General features: G+C 59.9%; 14 protein-coding genes. 6 read left to right on the plus strand and 8 right to left on the minus strand.

Annotated features, from left to right (window positions below):
• The first annotated feature begins 1239 nt into the window (after positions 1-1239).
• The 3 genes from QRN42_RS07810 (at position 1240) to QRN42_RS07820 (ending at position 4257) form a co-directional block, all read left to right on the plus strand.
• Complete coding sequence (locus QRN42_RS07810) at positions 1240-1533, plus strand: T6SS immunity protein Tdi1 domain-containing protein (protein WP_284978680.1); 294 nt, start codon at positions 1240-1242, stop codon at positions 1531-1533.
• Between the two features lie 372 nt (positions 1534-1905).
• Positions 1906-2718, plus strand: coding sequence for a hypothetical protein (locus tag QRN42_RS07815; protein ID WP_284978681.1), 813 nt, complete (start codon positions 1906-1908; stop codon positions 2716-2718).
• A gap of 432 nt (positions 2719-3150) precedes the next feature.
• Positions 3151-4257, plus strand: a complete 1107-nt coding sequence (locus QRN42_RS07820) for a hypothetical protein (RefSeq protein WP_284978682.1) — start codon at positions 3151-3153, stop codon at positions 4255-4257.
• Positions 4258-5293: 1036 nt separating this feature from the next.
• Here QRN42_RS07820 and QRN42_RS07825 read toward each other — a convergent pair.
• Positions 5294-5455 (minus strand): hypothetical protein, encoded by a 162-nt coding sequence (locus tag QRN42_RS07825; RefSeq protein ID WP_284978684.1) that lies wholly within the window; start codon positions 5453-5455, stop codon positions 5294-5296.
• A 306-nt stretch (positions 5456-5761) separates the two neighbouring features.
• On the opposite strand from QRN42_RS07825, the gene QRN42_RS07830 reads away from it, so the two are divergent.
• Both QRN42_RS07830 and QRN42_RS07835 read left to right on the plus strand, forming a co-directional pair.
• A complete protein-coding gene (locus QRN42_RS07830) occupies positions 5762-6331 on the plus strand; it encodes an RNA polymerase sigma factor (RefSeq protein ID WP_284978685.1) in 570 nt (189 codons plus the stop codon).
• Positions 6328-7149: a hypothetical protein gene (locus tag QRN42_RS07835; protein WP_284978686.1), complete on the plus strand. Its 822-nt coding sequence runs from the start codon at positions 6328-6330 to the stop codon at positions 7147-7149. The genes QRN42_RS07830 and QRN42_RS07835 overlap by 4 nt, the downstream gene beginning before the upstream one ends.
• Before the next feature lie 310 nt (positions 7150-7459).
• Here the strand turns inward: QRN42_RS07835 and QRN42_RS07840 are convergent, their stop codons facing one another.
• The 7 genes from QRN42_RS07840 to QRN42_RS07870 form a co-directional block, all read right to left on the minus strand.
• Complete coding sequence (locus QRN42_RS07840) at positions 7460-8998, minus strand: glycoside hydrolase family 32 protein (protein ID WP_284978688.1); 1539 nt, start codon at positions 8996-8998, stop codon at positions 7460-7462.
• Entirely contained in the window at positions 8991-9965 is a 975-nt protein-coding gene (locus tag QRN42_RS07845; protein ID WP_284978689.1) for a carbohydrate kinase family protein, read from the minus strand. The genes QRN42_RS07840 and QRN42_RS07845 overlap by 8 nt, the downstream gene beginning before the upstream one ends.
• Before the next feature lie 50 nt (positions 9966-10015).
• A complete protein-coding gene (locus QRN42_RS07850) occupies positions 10016-11068 on the minus strand; it encodes a LacI family DNA-binding transcriptional regulator (RefSeq protein ID WP_284978690.1) in 1053 nt (350 codons plus the stop codon).
• Between the two features lie 68 nt (positions 11069-11136).
• A complete protein-coding gene (locus QRN42_RS07855) occupies positions 11137-12504 on the minus strand; it encodes a NosD domain-containing protein (protein WP_284978691.1) in 1368 nt (455 codons plus the stop codon).
• 28 nt (positions 12505-12532) lie between these two features.
• Entirely contained in the window at positions 12533-13462 is a 930-nt protein-coding gene (locus QRN42_RS07860; RefSeq protein WP_284978692.1) for a carbohydrate ABC transporter permease, read from the minus strand.
• A complete protein-coding gene (locus QRN42_RS07865; RefSeq protein WP_284978693.1) occupies positions 13462-14349 on the minus strand; it encodes a carbohydrate ABC transporter permease in 888 nt (295 codons plus the stop codon). The genes QRN42_RS07860 and QRN42_RS07865 overlap by 1 nt, the downstream gene beginning before the upstream one ends.
• A 69-nt stretch (positions 14350-14418) precedes the next feature.
• Positions 14419-15699: an extracellular solute-binding protein gene (locus tag QRN42_RS07870; RefSeq protein ID WP_284978694.1), complete on the minus strand. Its 1281-nt coding sequence runs from the start codon at positions 15697-15699 to the stop codon at positions 14419-14421.
• A 400-nt stretch (positions 15700-16099) separates the two neighbouring features.
• Between QRN42_RS07870 and QRN42_RS07875 the strand changes: the two genes are divergently transcribed.
• Positions 16100-17452 carry a NosD domain-containing protein gene (locus tag QRN42_RS07875; RefSeq protein WP_284978695.1) on the plus strand — a complete coding sequence of 451 codons (1353 nt, stop codon included), beginning with the start codon at positions 16100-16102 and terminating at the stop codon, positions 17450-17452.
• Positions 17453-17536 lie beyond the last annotated feature (84 nt).

The raw sequence follows: 17536 nt of genomic DNA on the forward strand, positions 1-17536 counted from the left end.
GTCCGTTTAGTCACCGGGCGCAAGTTGAGAGGTGGCCACCTTCGATGACAACGTCGGCGCGCAAAGGTTGAATGAGCGTTTGGCGCAATCGATCGGTGGGAACATTCAGCGTGTTCCCCTCAGTCGGTTCCGGCCGTCCGATTTAGGGTTCGCTCGAGGCGAGCATCACCGGACCTGGATGATCGCCCGTCACCTGGAAACTGAATGACGGCCATGCGAGACAGTTTCTGCTCGTGCGTCCGCAAAGCGGTCCGGTGACGGGAAGCTTTCAAACTGGCGTCCAGTGTGGATTCTTAGATCCGCCGCCCGGACGGGGGCGGAGATAGGCCTTGGGCTTCGTCCAGAAATGGGAGGGCCACAATCGGCATAAAGTATTCCGACAAAGACGAAGTGGAGGTGGACGTTGAACCTTAACCAGTGGCATGACATGCGCACTCTATCCGAGGACGTTCTCGCCAGGGCAGTTGAAGATTGGGTCACCCCTTCCGAAGTGGTCTCCGTATGTCACCGTCGAGGCCTCCTCGTACCAGGTGACATCGGGAGGTCGACGCATCGGCCGTGGGACTGCACCCCCGGGGAGGCTATCGTCCGCATTGCGACTAAATGGGCTTCCTTTCCCGATCCCTCCCGACTGAGACCCGGGGACATAGTGTGGCTCGACGCGACACCGCAGGGCGAGCGGATTGGGGAGGCGGTTCTGCTTCGTGAACGTCCCGCCTGGCTGGAGGCAACAAATGCTTCAGACCGAGACCGCCGCAACACGGGAATGGTGCACGATGATGGGGCTTTGAACTAACCCGGCCAAGGAAAGCAACGCCGGCAAGGACCTACCCGCTGCGGGGATGGAAACCCCCACGTCGACAACACGATCCTTGCCGCGAGGGCCCCCAACCCATGGAGTATCGATCGGTGTGAGTTGATGGTCTTATGTTAGAAAATTTCAGCACGCATTTCGCTGTAACCAGCGGCACCCCTGGTGCGCCAGCTGCCGGGACAGGCGATGTGTCCGGTTTGTTTGCCCGCTACGGGGGGTGCACCTTCAATGGTGGACTTTATAGGGTCCACTCCGAAGAGACCTCAAAGAGGGCGGCCGTGATGCTCGCCGAAGCCTACCCGGAGTTCAGGTTCCCCTTCGTCCCTTTCGGATTCGACTGACTTGGCCGCCAGTTCATTCTTGACCTCAGAACCAAGGAGCCCGACCCCGAGATTCTGCTGCTGGAACCTGGGACAGGATATGCGTTGGAGATCCCAAGACGGTTCTCCACTTACCACGACGACGAACTTGTCCGCGACCCCGAGCCAAGCCTGCTTCCAAGTTTCTTCAACAAGTGGCGACTGGAGAATCCCGCCGACCTCGCCTTTGATGAATGCGTCGGCTATAAAGTGCCACTATTTCTAGGCGGCGATGATGAGCTTCACAACCTTGAACTCAGCGATATGGAGGTCTACTGGAGCCTGATGGGACAGCTTCGCTTAGCAACGCAGCACCTCGAGCCCGGCACTCACATCAACGCAGTCGAAATCGGGGATTAGCTTTGGCTCAGACCTCTTACGGTTCCTCTCGTCGTTGGAGCCGTAAGCTTGTCTGCCGGCCGCGAGTAAGTACTTCACTGTCGAAGGCCCTCTAGTTGTAGGGGCCAACTGCTTGGACTGTCGCGGCTGATCGCCAATTACGACATAAAGCAATTCTTCTCCGTCGTGACTGGGTGCGGTCGAAGCCTGTTGGTGGTTTGTAACCGTCTGGTCCTGCCGCCCGGAGTATCCCAGCCTCTTGAAACCACGGAAAATTCCTGAGTGTCCGGTGAAGGATCCCTCAGCGGACACCCAAAACTCTTGGCAAGGAAGAAGCCTGGGCCACAATTACTTCAGGTTCACACGTACGACATTCGCGAGCGGAAGAGGCCAATGAATCAGGAACGTCCGAACGAGGCCATAGCGAAGCAGGTCGTTGAGCGGGTGATGGGGATTCAGCTCGAGCACGCAGATACCCACGGCGGGGTCGATTACATGTCCACGGATGGCACTGTCGCCCTCGAAGTTACGGCTGTCACCGACGGCGAGAAGCAGAGCGCTCGTCACGCCCTTTCCAGGTCTAAGGCGAAGGGCTCTCCGACGACGACATTGCAGGGCTGCTGGCTCGTGTTTGTCTCGGACACCCAGCCGGGGATGAAAACCTTCATGCAGCGAGTGCCGCCGGCGATTGCGGAACTGGAGTTCGTGGGCGAGACGTACTTCGACGACCAGCGCGCAGCGGCGCACGTTATCGAAAAGGGTGAACTTTCACGAATCTACCGGCCGCTACTGGACGCCGGCGTCGAGAGAGCGGTCTACCAGCCGCATCCGGACCGCCCGGAGGATCCGGATCACGTTCACCGTATCTGGACTAGCACTGGAAGTGGCGGCTCGGTCAGCGGCAGCGATGAGTCACTTGACCGACTGATGGAGGAACTCAACGAGAAGCCCGACAATCCGACGAAGCTGCTTGCATCCGGTGCCGAGCAGCGCCACTTGTTCGTGTGGCTAAACGACGACACCTGGTACAACATCGCCCGCCCACTCAGCCGTGAGTCACCCTCTTGGGCGGACGACGGATGGGGTCTCCCCACGACCAAGCCGCAGCTGGATCCCAGCATTACACACTTGTGGGTCGTGCATGACCGGTCCCGACTGGGCTGGCTGTGGGACGGCGAAAAGTGGCAGGAGCTGCGAGACCCCTAGGCCACGCCAACGTAGATGAGTGCGTCCCTTGCGGTCACCGGCAAGTTTCCAGCGCCGACCGCGCCCAGCGGTCGGCGCTTAGCCTTCTTAAAAGGGTCAGACCCGGCATCAACCTGCCGGGTCTGACTGCACCTCTCAGTGCTAAAGGAGGCGCCCGCTCTACCAACTGAGCTATACCCCCGTGAAGTGGAGGTAGGGGGACTCGAACCCCCGACCAGACGCTTTGTGAGTACTTCGGACGCGAACCGAATGAGGAACCTGACGTTCCTGCACCCTTCTTACCTATTATAACTCCAGCACCATAGATAACACCAGCATCGTTCGCCTCGGCGGTGTTCCACTTCCTTCGAATCGGGACGGCCCAACTACTCTTCTGAGCGTAAGGCACCCTTGGCATAGGCGCCGGACACGCGCCCGGGGAGAATGACTGTTGTGTTCACAAATCCCGAAGGGCGTAATCTCACTCCAGCGCAAGCAATGGATCTTGACGACAACTATTTTGGATCGAGGCCTCTCGGTTACTTTTCCTCTCGCATTGCATCATTGATTTCGTCCGCCGGAACGCTTCAAGCTGATACCACTGAAGGGATGGGTGGTCAGGTTGCTGCCGCACTTGGGCTCTCCGGCGTCCCTGGCATTCTGATATTCACCGAATCCGACCGCGAGCTTCAAATAGCTACCGATTCGTTCGCGGTTCGCCATCATGCAGCTGAATCACTCGTGCGCCTGTATCACGCGCTGACCGTGGTCGCCCCGAAAATGGGCGTGGAGAGATGCGTCTGGGCGGCGATCGCTGAGGGGCCAAATCGAACGACAGTCCTCGTGGATGAGGCCAAAGCCCAACTGCTAAGCACGACGGGGCTCGAGACCTTTTGGAAGACGGTCTTACCGAACGGTGCAGAGACAGCAAGTGCTGAACAGATGGAGATGATGAACAAGGCCTTGGGGGTCATGGCGGCCTGGCTGCAGCATGCCATGTACTTACTAGTGCGAGACGACATCGATATCAATGCCGCCCATAACAAGGTCAAGCATGGGCTCGCCGTCAGATCCCGGGATGACAATCTCCTCACGTTTACCACCGATCCCCCCAACTCAGATGGCACATTCTCGCTCAGCGCTCTGACGGGCAAGAACGCCGTCGATATTTTTAGCTCTCCAACTCTCGATTACCTCGCCCGACCAAAATCCAAGGGTCGGAAGCAAGGACTGGAGGTGACCACCCTCGCACTTGCTCCATCGGTCCTCCTCGCGGAGTCGTGGATGATGTCCGTAACATACGGTGCTATGTTCCAGGTCGCAGCTTCTCGACACTTTCAGGGGCGCGACGTTCCGTTTATGGCTTATCCTTCTTTGCCTTTGGCGCCGACACCGGAACAGCTCCTAGGTGAATCGGTTGTGGGGATGCGGCACCCTGTCACAAGTCCCCCGGATGGAGGGGCGCTTGATAGGACGGCGGGAATAGCTTTTCAGTCCACCTTCATGCCCCTCGACATCGACTTTCCCGGCAGCACATCAAGGGTCGTTGTAGACGAATAGGTTCCGTTGAAGGTCCAACTCTCGCCCTGGCACGGGCGTTCCATTTCCTTGGAACTGGAACCGCCTGACGCGGACTATTTTCCACGCGAATCCAAATCCGCGGGGAAGGCTTTGAGATCTATGTCTATGCGTCACCTCCGGAACCGCTGCTCCTAACTCTCGAGGAACTCGGCTACCCCGTGGACTGGATCATGCGACGATGACAGCGCCGGAATGTGCAGGTGGGTTTGGGTGTCCGCTGGGGGATCGCCTTACGGGCACGCATCGGCTCAGTGTCTCGGCTTGGGGGGTGAAGCGGACTCTCGGTAGGCAGGAACCGGACAGCGACAAGGACGGAATGGCGGTGTGCTGCTTATTCGTGCCCTTGGAACTGACGCGAATTCCGAGGTGTGCATCCCACCGATCGTCCGCGCATCGATGAAGATGTTTGCATGGCGGTTGGACCTAACAACTATGGCTGGGAAGCCGGAAGGGGGGCACGTCCCGGTGCGCGAAGAATTTGACGCTTGTGGGACCCGCACAGCTTGGCCGAGAACGCGGACGAGGCGGTTCGCAGGGATTGTGTTCGCGGCTGGTTTGTTGATCCCCGCGGCCGGCTGCGGCAGTTATTGGGAAGGTGATCAATGGGCGGGGGCACGGTCATTAACAACACCAATCACGCCGTGACCCTTGACCTGTATAAGGCCCGGAATCTGTCCCCGGGCGAAAAAACGCTGCTCTACGTTGACTCGAACAGCAACCCTCAGGCGCTTCGAATTCGCGGAGCTGACGGCCGCATCCTCGGGTGCCTGACATTTCGGTTCCATACAACATCACCTGAGGACTATTCATTCAACGTCAGCGACCTCGCGGCCTGCGACGAAAGCCTTCGTCTCAATCGGGGGTGATGGCCGTCGTTGAACCGTCCAGCTGCGGGGCCGATGCGGGTCCGCGAGAAAAGGCGATCGAGGTCAAGCACAAGTAGTGAGCCGCCCGCAGATGCACACCGGTCGATGAACTGTTCAAATGCTTCGCGACGGTCCCGGTACGGGATCCTTCAGCGCCCTCGAAACCCGTCCGTGACGATCCAGACGTGGATCCAGGCGAAGACAAAGCCGGCAACCGTGGCTGTGATTACGGTGGCATAGAGAAATTTATGGTTGCCGTCGTCGAGCTTGACGCGTGGGCGCCTGGTAACGATGTAGACGAGGATTCCCATGATTAAGACAAGACAAAGAATCGTAACCCAAATATATGGTGTCATGCGTATCTCTTACCGCTCCATTCCTATTTGATGATTGCGCTGGAGATCCACGGTGGAGGATCCTTTACCGGACACTCGGCGCTTTCTCACCAACGCTGCAACAAGCTCGAATTGGAGAGAACTCTATCCGTGTTTTGTGCTGTGTGGGCGTTGGCTTTGAGGCATGACTAGTTAGCCACGGCGACAGGTTGACCGAGGAGCCTGCAATAATTTTCCGGCTACCTGCGACACACTTAGGCACGTGGCGGACAGGTACAGGGTATGAGTCATCCATCCAGGCCCCCCAATAGGGCGGACGTGTTCCGGTCTCTATACGAATCTTCATACGGCGACCTCCTGAGGTTTGTTCAGCGACGTACGGAGTCGACAAATGCCGAAGACGTCGTAGCAGAAGCCTTCCTTGTCGTCTGGAGGAGGTTTGCCGAAGCACCAGCGAGTGAAGATGACGCCCGGGCTTGGCTTTTCGGGATCACGCGCAACCTCTTGCTGAATGCACGACGAGGGGAACAACGACGCCAGTCGCTAGGCATCCGGCTTGCCGATGTATCGCCCGATCTCTCCAGCGCCTCTCACGCTGACCTGGTCGGAAGCCGTATCGATCTAAGCCGCGCCTGGGCCCTCCTCTCCGAAGTCCATCAAGAAACCCTCGGGCTCGCGGTCTTCGAGAACATGGCGGCTCCACAGGCAGCCAAAGTCCTCGGAATCTCTCCTGTCGCGTTCAGATGGAGACTTACGCGCGCCAGGCGGGCCCTCCGGCTCCTTTTCGACCACCTACCAGACCATGCCGCCGGCGTTCTTGCGGCATCACCTGAAAAGGCCTCAACTCGATGAACAACAACCAGCATCTCGACGTACTTCTTCGCTCGATGGACACGGCAGAGCAAAGCTCCCCGCCGAGCCGCGAGCGGGCACAAAGTGACCTCATGCGCATCCTCAACTCCGAACCGATTCCCGCTGGGCCTAACAGCAAGACGGCCACCCAGCCCTCGGCCAGAACCACGCCTAATCGCCGGCGCCGGGCAGTCGCGCTCGGTGGACTCGCAGCCGCAGCCACAGCAGGAATGCTCGTCTTTCCAGCAATATCGGGAGGCGACCCAGCCTTCGCCACGTGGACCGCAGCACCCGGGACGCTTATTGGTTCAGAACGCGACGCCGCTGTTTCGGACTGCCTGAGTTCCAAACAGCACGTCGGCGGAGGCATGTATTCGACTGATCTTTCAGCAGCGAAGGTAGCGATCGCAGAGCGGCGGGGAGCTTGGGTGACTGTCGTCCTGAGCGGCGAAGATGGCTTTGAAGCAACCTGCACTACCGACGTCACCGCCCCCTGGTTCAACAAGGGAACGATCGGATCAATCAGAAAGCCCAGTAACGCGCCATCGCTTCCCGCACGAGGTATTGCCGCTACTCAACTAGGAACCGGATCTATCGGTAACAAGCCCATCTCAATCGCCTCAGGGCGCGTCGGCACTGAAGTGACAGCGATGTCCTACATCAACTCCGCCAAGGAAAAAGTGGTCGTGACCGTATCGAAGGGTCAGTTCGCGTTCTGGTTGCCCGGCAACGAGCTGCAGAATGCATCTGATCAGGGAGTACCAGTCGACGTGACTTACGCCGATGGAACAACCGAAAGTCGGCGACTCAGCTTCTAGGCATGATCCCGCTTCGGGAGTGACTCCTTGTGCTCAGGGCCAGTGCAGCCCTACGTTTGCCGTCCGACTGCAGCGCGTCCGTAAGCCGATCCCCTTGCGGGCTACCGATGCGCCAAATAGCGCTGTGAAAAGACCGCCATTTACCGCTGAAAGTCACTCGTCATTCCGCCGAATTGGAATTCATGTAAGACCCGCCCGCAAAACTGCCCGGTGAAGGTACCCTAAACGCTCCACTCGAAGCCATGCTCATCGGATATGCCCGCCTGTCTAGCGTCCCGTCCCCGTGGCCGCGTGGGGCAGGACCCAGTGGTCAGGACAACGCCGTGATGGTCAGTTTCCGAACCAAAGCCGTCCCGCCGTCGGCCGCTCGCAGTTGGGTACCTACGCTTCCGGCCAGGGGGAACACCAGGTCAGTCAAAACTACCCGGCCGCCTTGGGCGAACACCTCCACCGAGCAGCGGTCGACGACGATCCGTAGCGTCAGCACGCCGTCGTCGAGCTTCACCGGTGCAGACTCAGCGGACGCGAACTTCGTGTGGAAGGAGGTACTTCCGGAACTCCGGCGATCCAGCGTGAGCCGGCTCGTCCCAGCGTCGAAGCTAAGGACCGTTCCGGTGCTCCCATCCGATGCGGCCAAGAGCCTGAACGCCACGGTGCCAGCCGTTCCGGGAACGATCTCCGCCTCGATCAGCTGAGCGGAGCCGGGCTCTGCGTCCGGCAGTTGGATCGGGGAGTCCCCGAGCTCCACATTTTCGACGTCGAGGGTCGGCTTCCCGGCGTTGACCGGCAGTACCGGCCGCTGGACCAAGCGCGGTAAGCCGTCCACGGCGGCGAGCTGCACCTCACGGGCAAGCGACATTCCGGACCGCCACGGAGACGTGGGCAGCGAATTAGCATAGTCCCAGTTGTTCATCCATCCGATCATGATGCGGCGGTTCCCCGGGACATTGCTGAACGAAACGGCCGCGTAGTAGTCGCGCCCCCAATCCAGCCACAGGCAGTTTTCCAGGTCCGGAGCTCCGCCTGCACCGGCTGGGACGAGTGAATCAGGATCTGCCGTGAACCGCACTCCATCGAATTCGCCGACGAAGTACTGACCTCCCGATCCGCCAGCCACCGCGCCCGGGTTGATATTGACCACCAAGACCCACTTGATACTGTCCGGGTTTCCGTCGAGCGGGAGGGGGAAGAGGTCGGGGCATTCCCATTCACCTCCTGAGGCATTTGAGGGCCCGAAGGTGCTCAGATATTCCCAGTCTTTGAGGTTGGCCGAGCGGTACAGCACAACCTGCTGATGCTGGGCCTCCACCGCCACCATCACCCAGTAGGAACCTGCCGCCCCCTCGAAGCGGAACACCTTGGGGTCCCGGAAATGGGCCGAGCCGCGGGCAAGAACCGGGTTGCTTTGATATTTGTTCCACGTCATCCCGCCGTCCGTGGAGTACGCGAGTGACTGGGCTTGCGTGCCTTCATGCACGGAGCCCCCCTTGAACGCGCTCGTGTAGATGGCCACCAGTGCGGGGTGTTCCAAGGTGCCGAAACCGGACGTGTTGCCATGATCCACCACGATGCTGCCGGAAAAGATGTCCTCTTCCTCATCGCAAGCGATGGCCACGGGTTGTTCGGTCCAGTGCACAAGGTCGGCTGACGTGGCATGGCCCCAGGACATGTTTCCCCAGACGTTGGCAAAGGGGTTGCTTTGGTAAAAGAGGTGGTAGATGCCTTGGTGCCAGACGAGTCCGTTTGGGTCGTTTAGCCACGTCTTCTCGGCTGTGTAGTGCAGAACTGGCCTGAAATCCTGGGTCGCGGTTTCGGCAGGGCTGGCAGGGCGGGAGGTTGTGTCAGTCATCGGAGTTCTTTCGGGAAACCGGGGCCAGGTCCAGGGATTCGTTGAGTTCCTGCAGGGATTGATTGAGTTCCGCCCGCGTTGGCGGCTCCGCTCCATGCCGACCCACCGTGATGGCGGCAGCCAAGGACGCGGCCGTGCCCAAGCGGGAGAGCTTGTCATAACCAAAGTCCCCCGCGGGGTCTTCAAGGAGGCCCGCGATGAGCGAGGACATGTAGGCATCGCCGGCGCCGACGGTATCCTTGACCACCACTTGGGCTGCCGGAACGTCGATCTGTGCGGTTCTCGAACGCAGGTGGGATCCGGCCGCACCGTCGGTAATGACGGCCAGTTCCGCCCCGAGCTCGAGGACTCGCCGTCCGACGTCGTGACAAGACTTCTGACGGTAGAGCCACCCGGCATCTTCCGCGCTGAGCTTTACCACCGTGGACAGGGCCACTAGGCGTTCGAAGGTCTTGAGCGTTTCAGCGTGGTCCTGGAGGAGAGTGGGGCGGATGTTGGGGTCGTACGTGATCAGGCAGCGTCCCGCGAACAGTTCAAGCAAGGACCGCACGCTGCTTGCCCCGGGCTCCACGAACGAGGCCAGCGACCCGGTGTGCAGCACCTTTGGGAGGAAAGTAGGAGCGATGTGGGGGAGGCTCCACTCGAGGTCGAATTCGTATTCTGCGGAACCGTCGCTGCCTAGGGACGCTTGTGCAGTTGATGTGCGGCGAAGGTGTTCGGATCCCGGAAGCAACTGCACACCGGCTGCCTTCAGGTGCCGCTGGATGCTCTTACTGTGTTCGTCCCTGCCCAGCGCCGTGAGAAATGCCGTGCCGACACCTAAACGGCCCAGTCCGAAGGCGACGTTCATCCCGGAACCGCCCGGAAAGCCAACCAGACCACCGGCCATGTGGATGATGTCGATGATCGATTCGCCGACGACGACGACGTCTGGTTCGGGGCACGGGAAAACTGAGGTGCTGTGCATGTTGGGGTCCTTGAAAAATTGGGCGCGTTGGTTGCTGAACGGACTCGAGGTCAGGTGTTGGCGCGTGCCGGTGATGCTACAGAATCACGAACAACCATGGGGCAGGGAAGAACGGTGGGATGCGCCGCGAACAATTGGAGGTCGGTCTTTCCTTCGATTGCGTCGATCAGGTTCTCGGTTGCCCACGCGCCCATCTCGTAGTGGGGCAGGGCAACGGTTGTCAGGGCAGGGTAGAGGCTTTCGGCGATGAGCTGCTGGTTGTCGAAACCGACGATTGAAATGTCGTCCGGAATTTTCAGGCCAAGTTCCCCGGCGGCCCTGTACGCGCCCATGGCCATCCGGTCGTTGTAGCAGAACACGGCGGTGGGGCGGTCTTGTCCTTTCAGCAAGCGCAGGGCAGCCTGATACCCGCCAGATACTTCCGAGGGCTCGGACTGGACCAGTTCTTCGTGGAAAGGCAGTCCGGCGTCGGACAGCGTTTCCATGAATGCCTTGAGCCGGGAGTGGGTTGCCGGCACGTCGTCGGTGTTGTTGACCATGCCTATCCGGGTATGACCGGCGTCGATCAGGGTTTGGACGGCCGACCTTGCGCCGCCCAATTCGTCCGGGATAACGGATGAAACAGTCTGGCTGATGTCCTCGGAGTCCACGAGTACGGCCGGGAGTCCGGCCAGGTTCTTGGGAACGGCCAGCTTTCGGTGGTACATGGTGGCATAAAGGATGCCGTCCACTTGCCGGTCCAGCAGGTCCGCCACCTGGCCTTCCTTGGATGCTTGGGAACCGGTGCTGGTGGAGTTGATGATCATGATGCGGTAGCCACGCCTCCGAGCCGTCTCCTCTGCTCCGAGGATGATCCTGCCCGCATGCGGGGTAGTGGCGATCTCCTCGCTGATGAACCCGATCATTCCCGAGCGCTGCGTCCGCAATGCTTGGGCGAGACGGTTGGGTCCGTAACCCAACCGTTGAGCCGCTTCGTGGACGCGCTCCCTTGTTTCTGCGCCAACGCGTGCGTAGGCGACGTCATTAAGGACGTGGGAGACGGTGGTGACAGAGACGCCGGCAGCCGCTGCCACATCCTTGATACCGACTGATCTACTGGTCATTTCTTCTCCCGCGTCCTCATGGTGCTGATCCTATGTTCGGCTGCTTCATTTTCTTAGGCCGGAGCCGTTTAGCTGGTTACAGGTGCACGTGTCGCCTGGAAAGCGGGTGTTGGCAGGGCCCTGACGGCATTGACGCTTCGGTCCGCGATCACCTGTGCTTCGCTGCCCGAATCAAGGATTGTGTTGCTGGCCGATTCGGGATCGACCAGGACGGCCGTAACGGCCAAACCATCCGAGGCGTTGGTGGTCAGCAATGCATCAACTTGGGCTTCGAAAGCGGAGCCCCCCGAAGTAGCCCGGATGTCCTTCCCGACCACGTGGTTGCTGGCAACATAGTTGCCGTCCCCCGCCTTCAGCCGGATGATGACCGGCGTCGCCCCTTCCGGTCGGATGCCCTGGGAGTCGACGATCTCGGAAAAGTGGTTGCCGATCAGAGAGTTATTGCTGCCGCTGATGCACAGAAGCCCGGTGAGGTCGTCAAGGCCGTTGTCTACCCCGAAGAAGGGTGTCCAGGGCTCGTGGTCACGCAGGAAGTGGTTCGTGGCCACAAGGTTTTCAGAGCTGTCCGCTTCGAAAATGACCATGCCGGGGTAGAACGAATGCAAACGGTTATTGGTGATGCTTGAACGCGTAACGCCTGAGAAGTGGATGCTGCTTGCGCCACGGGGGAAGAGGTTGTTCGCGGTAACAAGGAGCCCGCCGTGGTTCTCGGCGTAGATCGTGTGACCTCTAAAGCCGGCTCCGAGGAGATTGTCGGTGATCTTTGATGCCTGTCCCCAGCCCCGCAACTCGATGCAACTCCCGCATTCAGCGATGAAGTTGTCATGTATGGAAAGTGCATCCGCGTTGTAGATGGTGACAGCGTTTTCGAGGTAGACAAACCCCATTCCGTTGACCCGGAAAGAGTCGTTGGCACTGGCGATATAGATGCCGGTCTTGCCGTTGACGTAGGTGTTTTCGGGCTCCATTGCCGAGCCGTCAGGGGCGAAATGCAGCCCGTCGATGCAGAAGTTGGAGAATTCGACCGAACTGATCCGCGGGCTACCGGTCCGCTCAACGTAGAAGGCGGCTCCCTTGGCTTCCTCCATGTCCGTGCCGAGGGGAAGGTCGACCATGATGCGGCTTCCTCCCGGCCACAACTCGTGCAAGCCGGCCCATTCGTCCTCGGGAACGTTGAAGCGGATGCTGGATGACGTAAAGCCGTGCCCGGAGCCATGAATTTTGAGGAAGCTGACGTCGATGACCACCTGCGTGCGGAGCCGGTAGTCTCCGGGCGGAACGTAGATGACCGCACCTGGTTTTCCACCATCGTCCACATTTGTGGCAGATTGCCGGGCTTTGATGTCGGCGATGATGCTGTTCATTACCTCGCCGATGTCCTCGGACGGGTTGCCGACGGGCCACGTTGTCACGTCGTAATAGTTGTTGCTTGGCATAGCTTCTCCCCTCTGTTTGGTTAGTTTGTCAGCCCTTGACGGCGCCGAGCGTCATACCCGCGACGATCTTGCGCTGCAACAGAAGCGTCAGGAGGATGACCGGGATCGAGTAGATGGCGGCCAGGGCCGTCATGGAACCCCAGTCCAGGCCGAACTGCGTCTGGAAGTTGGCAATGACGACGGGGGTGGTTTGGGATCGGACCGCGGTCATGAGCAATGCGAAGAGGAACTCGTTCCACGAGGCGAGGAAGGCGAAGATCGCCGTGACAGCGATGCCCCCGGAGACTACCGGGATGACCACGCGCCACAGGGCCCCGAGCCTGCTGCAGCCGTCCACAGTGGCTGCCTCCTCAAGATCCTTGGGCACCGACTCGAAGAAGCTGGACATCAGCCAGATGGACAGCGGCAGCGAGATGGTGGTGTGGGCGATCGAGAGCGCAATGGGTGTGTCGGAGAGACCCACCGAGGCCATCATGGACGCGAGCGGAATGCCAATTGCTACCGGTGGCACCATGCGGGTCACCAACGCGGCCATGATGAAGACCCGTCCGCTGGCGGTTTTGTAGCGGGTGATGCCGTATGCGGCCGGCACGGCCAGAACCAAGGACAACAACGTACTGATAACAGCGGTCTGGATGCTGTTGATGAACGACGCCAGTACCCCGCCGCGCCCTAAGGCATTGGCGTAATTATCCAACGTCCATTCCTTGGGAAGAATGGTTGGGGGGACGGCAATCGTATCGATCGGCGTCTTGAATGATGTGAGGAGCAGGTACAGGAACGGGAACCCGTAAAGGATCAGGGATGCAGCGAGGAGAACCCACAAGATGGTCCTTGTGCTGCGCCTCCCGGCTTCGAGTCCTTCCCTGTTGACGCCGCGGCGTCGCCTGGTCCTCGCGGAGGCAGGTTGCTTTGTGTCTTTCAGCGCCGGGACTGCTTGGACTGGTGCGGTGCTCATCAGGTGTCCTTTCCTGGGCGCCAAATCGTGGCTACGGCAACGAGGGCGATGGCAAGCATAGCCAACAGGTAGATCGTGCCCATGGCACTTGCCAGGCCGGGGTCGCCAAAGCGGATCATGGTCCGATAAATCAGCAGGCTCATGGTTTCGGAAGCGGATTGCGGACCACCGTTGGTCTGAATGAGGATCGTGTCAAAAGCCCTCGCGGCGTCGATGCCACGGACCACCAGCGCGACGGCGATAACGGGACGCAGGAGCGGGAGGATGATGCGGAAAAGCAGCGACGGAGCGCGGGCGCCGTCGAGCCTTGCCGCCTCGATCAGGTCTCCGGGTATGTTCTGCAGCCCCGCGAACAGCACCAGGCACATGAATGAGGTGGTTAGCCAGATGTCCGGGATTGCAACGGAAAACAAAACGATGTCGGGGTTGGACAACCATCCGATTTGGTTCGGATTTTGCAGGATCCCCACTTGCGTCAGCATCGTTCCCAGCAAACCGAAGTTGTCGATCATGAGGAACTTCCACAGCAGACCGGCCACGATCGGGGCAATCATCAGCGGATAGAGGAACATGGTCCGCCAGACTTGGGACTTGGTGCCAAGCGTGGTGAACAGGAGGGCCATGCCCAAACCGAGCGCGAACTCGAGGGTCACTACCATCACGGTGTAGGCGAGCGTTCGCCATCCGGCACCCATGAAGGCCTCGGAAGTGAAAGCAGCGACGTAGTTGTCAAAACCGACGAAGCTGCGTGGACCCCCAACGACCGGGGAGATCTTAAAGAAGCTGTCCGTAACCAACCGGAACAGCGGGTAGGCAACGAAGACTGCGAGGAACAGGGCCGCGGGAGTCATCAGGTAGAGGGCGAAGCGGCGATCAGGAATGCGCACGGGATTCTCTTCCGCTGGTTGGGTCCGCGGCCGGCAAAGCTTAGGCCGATGCCGGCCGCGGAGTCTTACTTACTTAAGGAGGGCTTGGACCTTGGACTTCGCGTCCGCGAGCAGGGCGGAGCTGTCTCCGCCAGCCACAGCCTTCTGGAGCATCGGAACCAGCACGGTATCCACGATCTGCTGCCATTTTGCCGTTGCGGGACGAGTGGCCGTAGCGGGGGCGTTAAGTGTTTCGATGAGCGGTTTGAAACTCTCGTAACCGGGCTGGTCTTGATACTTCTGGAAGGCGGAGATACGTGCTGCCAGGCCGAGGCTTGACTGGATGGCCAGATCGTTGTGGTCGAAGGCGCACTTGACGAACTTCTTGGCTGCATCAGCATTCTTGGTTGCCTTGGGCACCGAGAGGTACCAAGGGCCAGGAACGCCGGCCACACCAGCAGAACCACCGATCATCGGTGCTGTGCCAACCTTGCCGTAGACAGGGGAGTCCTTCGGGATCTGCCGGTACGCGTGAGCCCAGAACTGGGTCATGGCTGTCTTGCCCTGGTTGAAGAGATTCTGGGCGGCTGCCCAGTCCACCTGGGCGGCGCCGGCGGGAGCATCTTTGACAAGGCTGGTGTAGAAATCAAGGGCCTGTTTGTGGGCCGCATTATCAATGACAACGTTGTTGTTGCTGTCCAGGACCATGGGGGAGCCGGCCTGTAGGACGTGGGCAAGGAACTCCGTTTCCACGCCACCCTTGACGTCCGTGCCGTACATCCCGTCCTTCGTGAAGAAGGCGGAGATGTCCTGGTACTGCTGCCAAGTCTTGGGTGCTGCCAAGTCATAGCCGTACTTGGCCTTGAAGTCGGCCTTGTTCTTGGGGTCCTCAAAGAGATCCTTGCGGTAGAGGACGATCTCGGCATTGGTCCACGCCGGCATCCCAATGAAGTGCCCATCAACGTTGGCTTCTTTGACCAGGGCCGGGAAGATGTCCTTTTTGGCTTCATCGGTGAAGAGCTCGTCGATGGGTTGAAGCGAATCTTTGAAGCTCGGCAGCCAGACGGAGTCCAGGGCGGCAACGTCGAACGAGACGCTGCCCGAAGAGAATTCGCTGGACAAGCGGTTGAAAAGGCCGTCGTACGGAAGCTCCACGAAGTTCACGTTGACTCCCGTGTCCTTCTTGCACTGATCGGCGATGGGCTGCAGTTCCGCATGCCCGCCTGCCTCGACGAGGACGTTGATGGAGCTGCTGCCGGAAGGCCCCGACGGGGCGGGACCACCTGCGCCGCATGCGGAGGCAGCTAAGACCACAGCAGCGGAAAGGCCGCCAACAGCGGCAAGCCTGGAGATCTTTGTTCGAGAGGACATCGCTGTCGACTCCCTTTCTCTGAGGGAACGGAACGGAAGAAGGGGTGATAGTGAGGGTGATGAAAAACCGGGATGAAAAACCGTTTTGCCAAAACGACTTGTCATCACAACAGGCTGGGTCCTTGGGCGGTGTCAAGAGTCACACCCGCGATCCGCGCCCGACGTCGTCGTGCAGCTACTGGGCCTGGCCGGGGCAGCGACGGACCTCTTGGCTTGCGAGGCTGCTGGCGGCCCAACGTGCCAAAACGGGACTCGAAGATTTTTTCGTTGACAGGCCACGTGAGCGGCTCCTATCGTCGTCGGTGGCCAGCTAAAACGTTTTTTCTTTGCGACGCTTCCTGCCCGGGACCAGACCGTTCCGGATGTCTGGGGAGCGCACCCCACTAAAAAGGAGTACCTGATGGTATTTGGCAAGAGTGTTGAGTCGAGCGCGCCAACCCGCCGCTCGCTGGTTGGTGCCGGCGCTGTGGGGACCTTAGCTGCCGCGCTGTCCCTTGGCGGAGCACAAGCGGCAAACGCTGCCGACAACCCGCAGGGCAAACCCTTCACTTCACCAAATACGTACGATGTGACGGCGTGGAGCGTCAAGGGCCGTCCCGATGTGACCGCCCAGTCCGACATCGGCGCAGTCATCAACGACATCATTGCTGACATCAAAAGGCGCCAGGCCACTCCGGACGCCCGTCCCGGGGCGGCAATCATTATCCCTCCGGGCGACTACGATCTGGTGACCCAGGTGGTGGTAGACGTTAGTTATCTAACCATTGCGGGATTCGGGCATGGATTCTTTTCACGAAGCATCCTCGACAATTCGAACCCTACGGGATGGCAGAACCTTCAGCCCGGTGGCAGCCACATCCGGGTCCTTACTTCTCCGGGCGCCCCGCAAGCATTCCTCGTGAAGCGGGGAGGTGACCCGCGACTGTCCGGGATTGTGTTCCGGGACTTCTGCCTGGACGGCGTCGCGTTCACCCCCGACAAGAACAGCTATCGCAATAGCAAGACTGGAATCGAGGTTGCGTCCGACAACGATTCGTTCCACATCACGGGGATGGGCTTTGTGTACCTCGAACATGCCCTGATCGTGCGCGGCGCCGACGCGCTCCGCGTCAACGACAATATGATCGCCGAATGTGGAAATTGCGTTGAGCTCACGGGGGCGGGGCAGGCGACAATTGTCAGCGGAAACCACATGGGAGCAGGGCCCGACGGAGTCACGCTGCTGGCCGAAAATCACGAGGGTCTTCTCGTCACGGGAAATAACCTCTTCCCCCGCGGCCGCAGCCTCATCGAATTAACGGGATGCAACCGATGCTCCGTTGCATCGAACAGGCTCCAGGGCTTCTATCCCGGGATGCTCCGGATGCTCAACGGCTGCAAAGAGAACCTCATCACGGCCAACCATCTTCGCCGGACCGCGGAAGGCTACCCACCCTTCATCGGGCGGGGGAACGGATTGGATGATCTTTACGGCGTTATGCACGTGGTGGGAGACAACAACCTGGTCTCGGATAACCTGTTTGCCTACGATGTCCCGCCCGCCAAAATCCTTCCGATTGGTGCCCAGCCCACGCAGATACTCGTCGCCGGCGGGGACGGCAATGTGGTTGCACTGAACCATGTTGTCAGCGATGTGGCATCACAGCATGTTGTCCTTGACGGATCGACCACGCACTCCAAAGTGCTGGACAGCGGCGATGCTTCGCAGGTCACGTCGTACAGCAAGGACGCGGCAATCCGCCCGACTCCCTGACGCCACACTCCTTCCAGTTGCCTTAACCCGCGCACTCAGAACTCGCACCACTAAGGGCAGCGGAAAGCCCGGTCTGCCAGGGGC

Origin of the sequence: Arthrobacter sp. fls2-241-R2A-200, assembly GCF_030209745.1 — a bacterium.
In the GTDB taxonomy this organism is placed as follows: domain Bacteria; phylum Actinomycetota; class Actinomycetes; order Actinomycetales; family Micrococcaceae; genus Arthrobacter.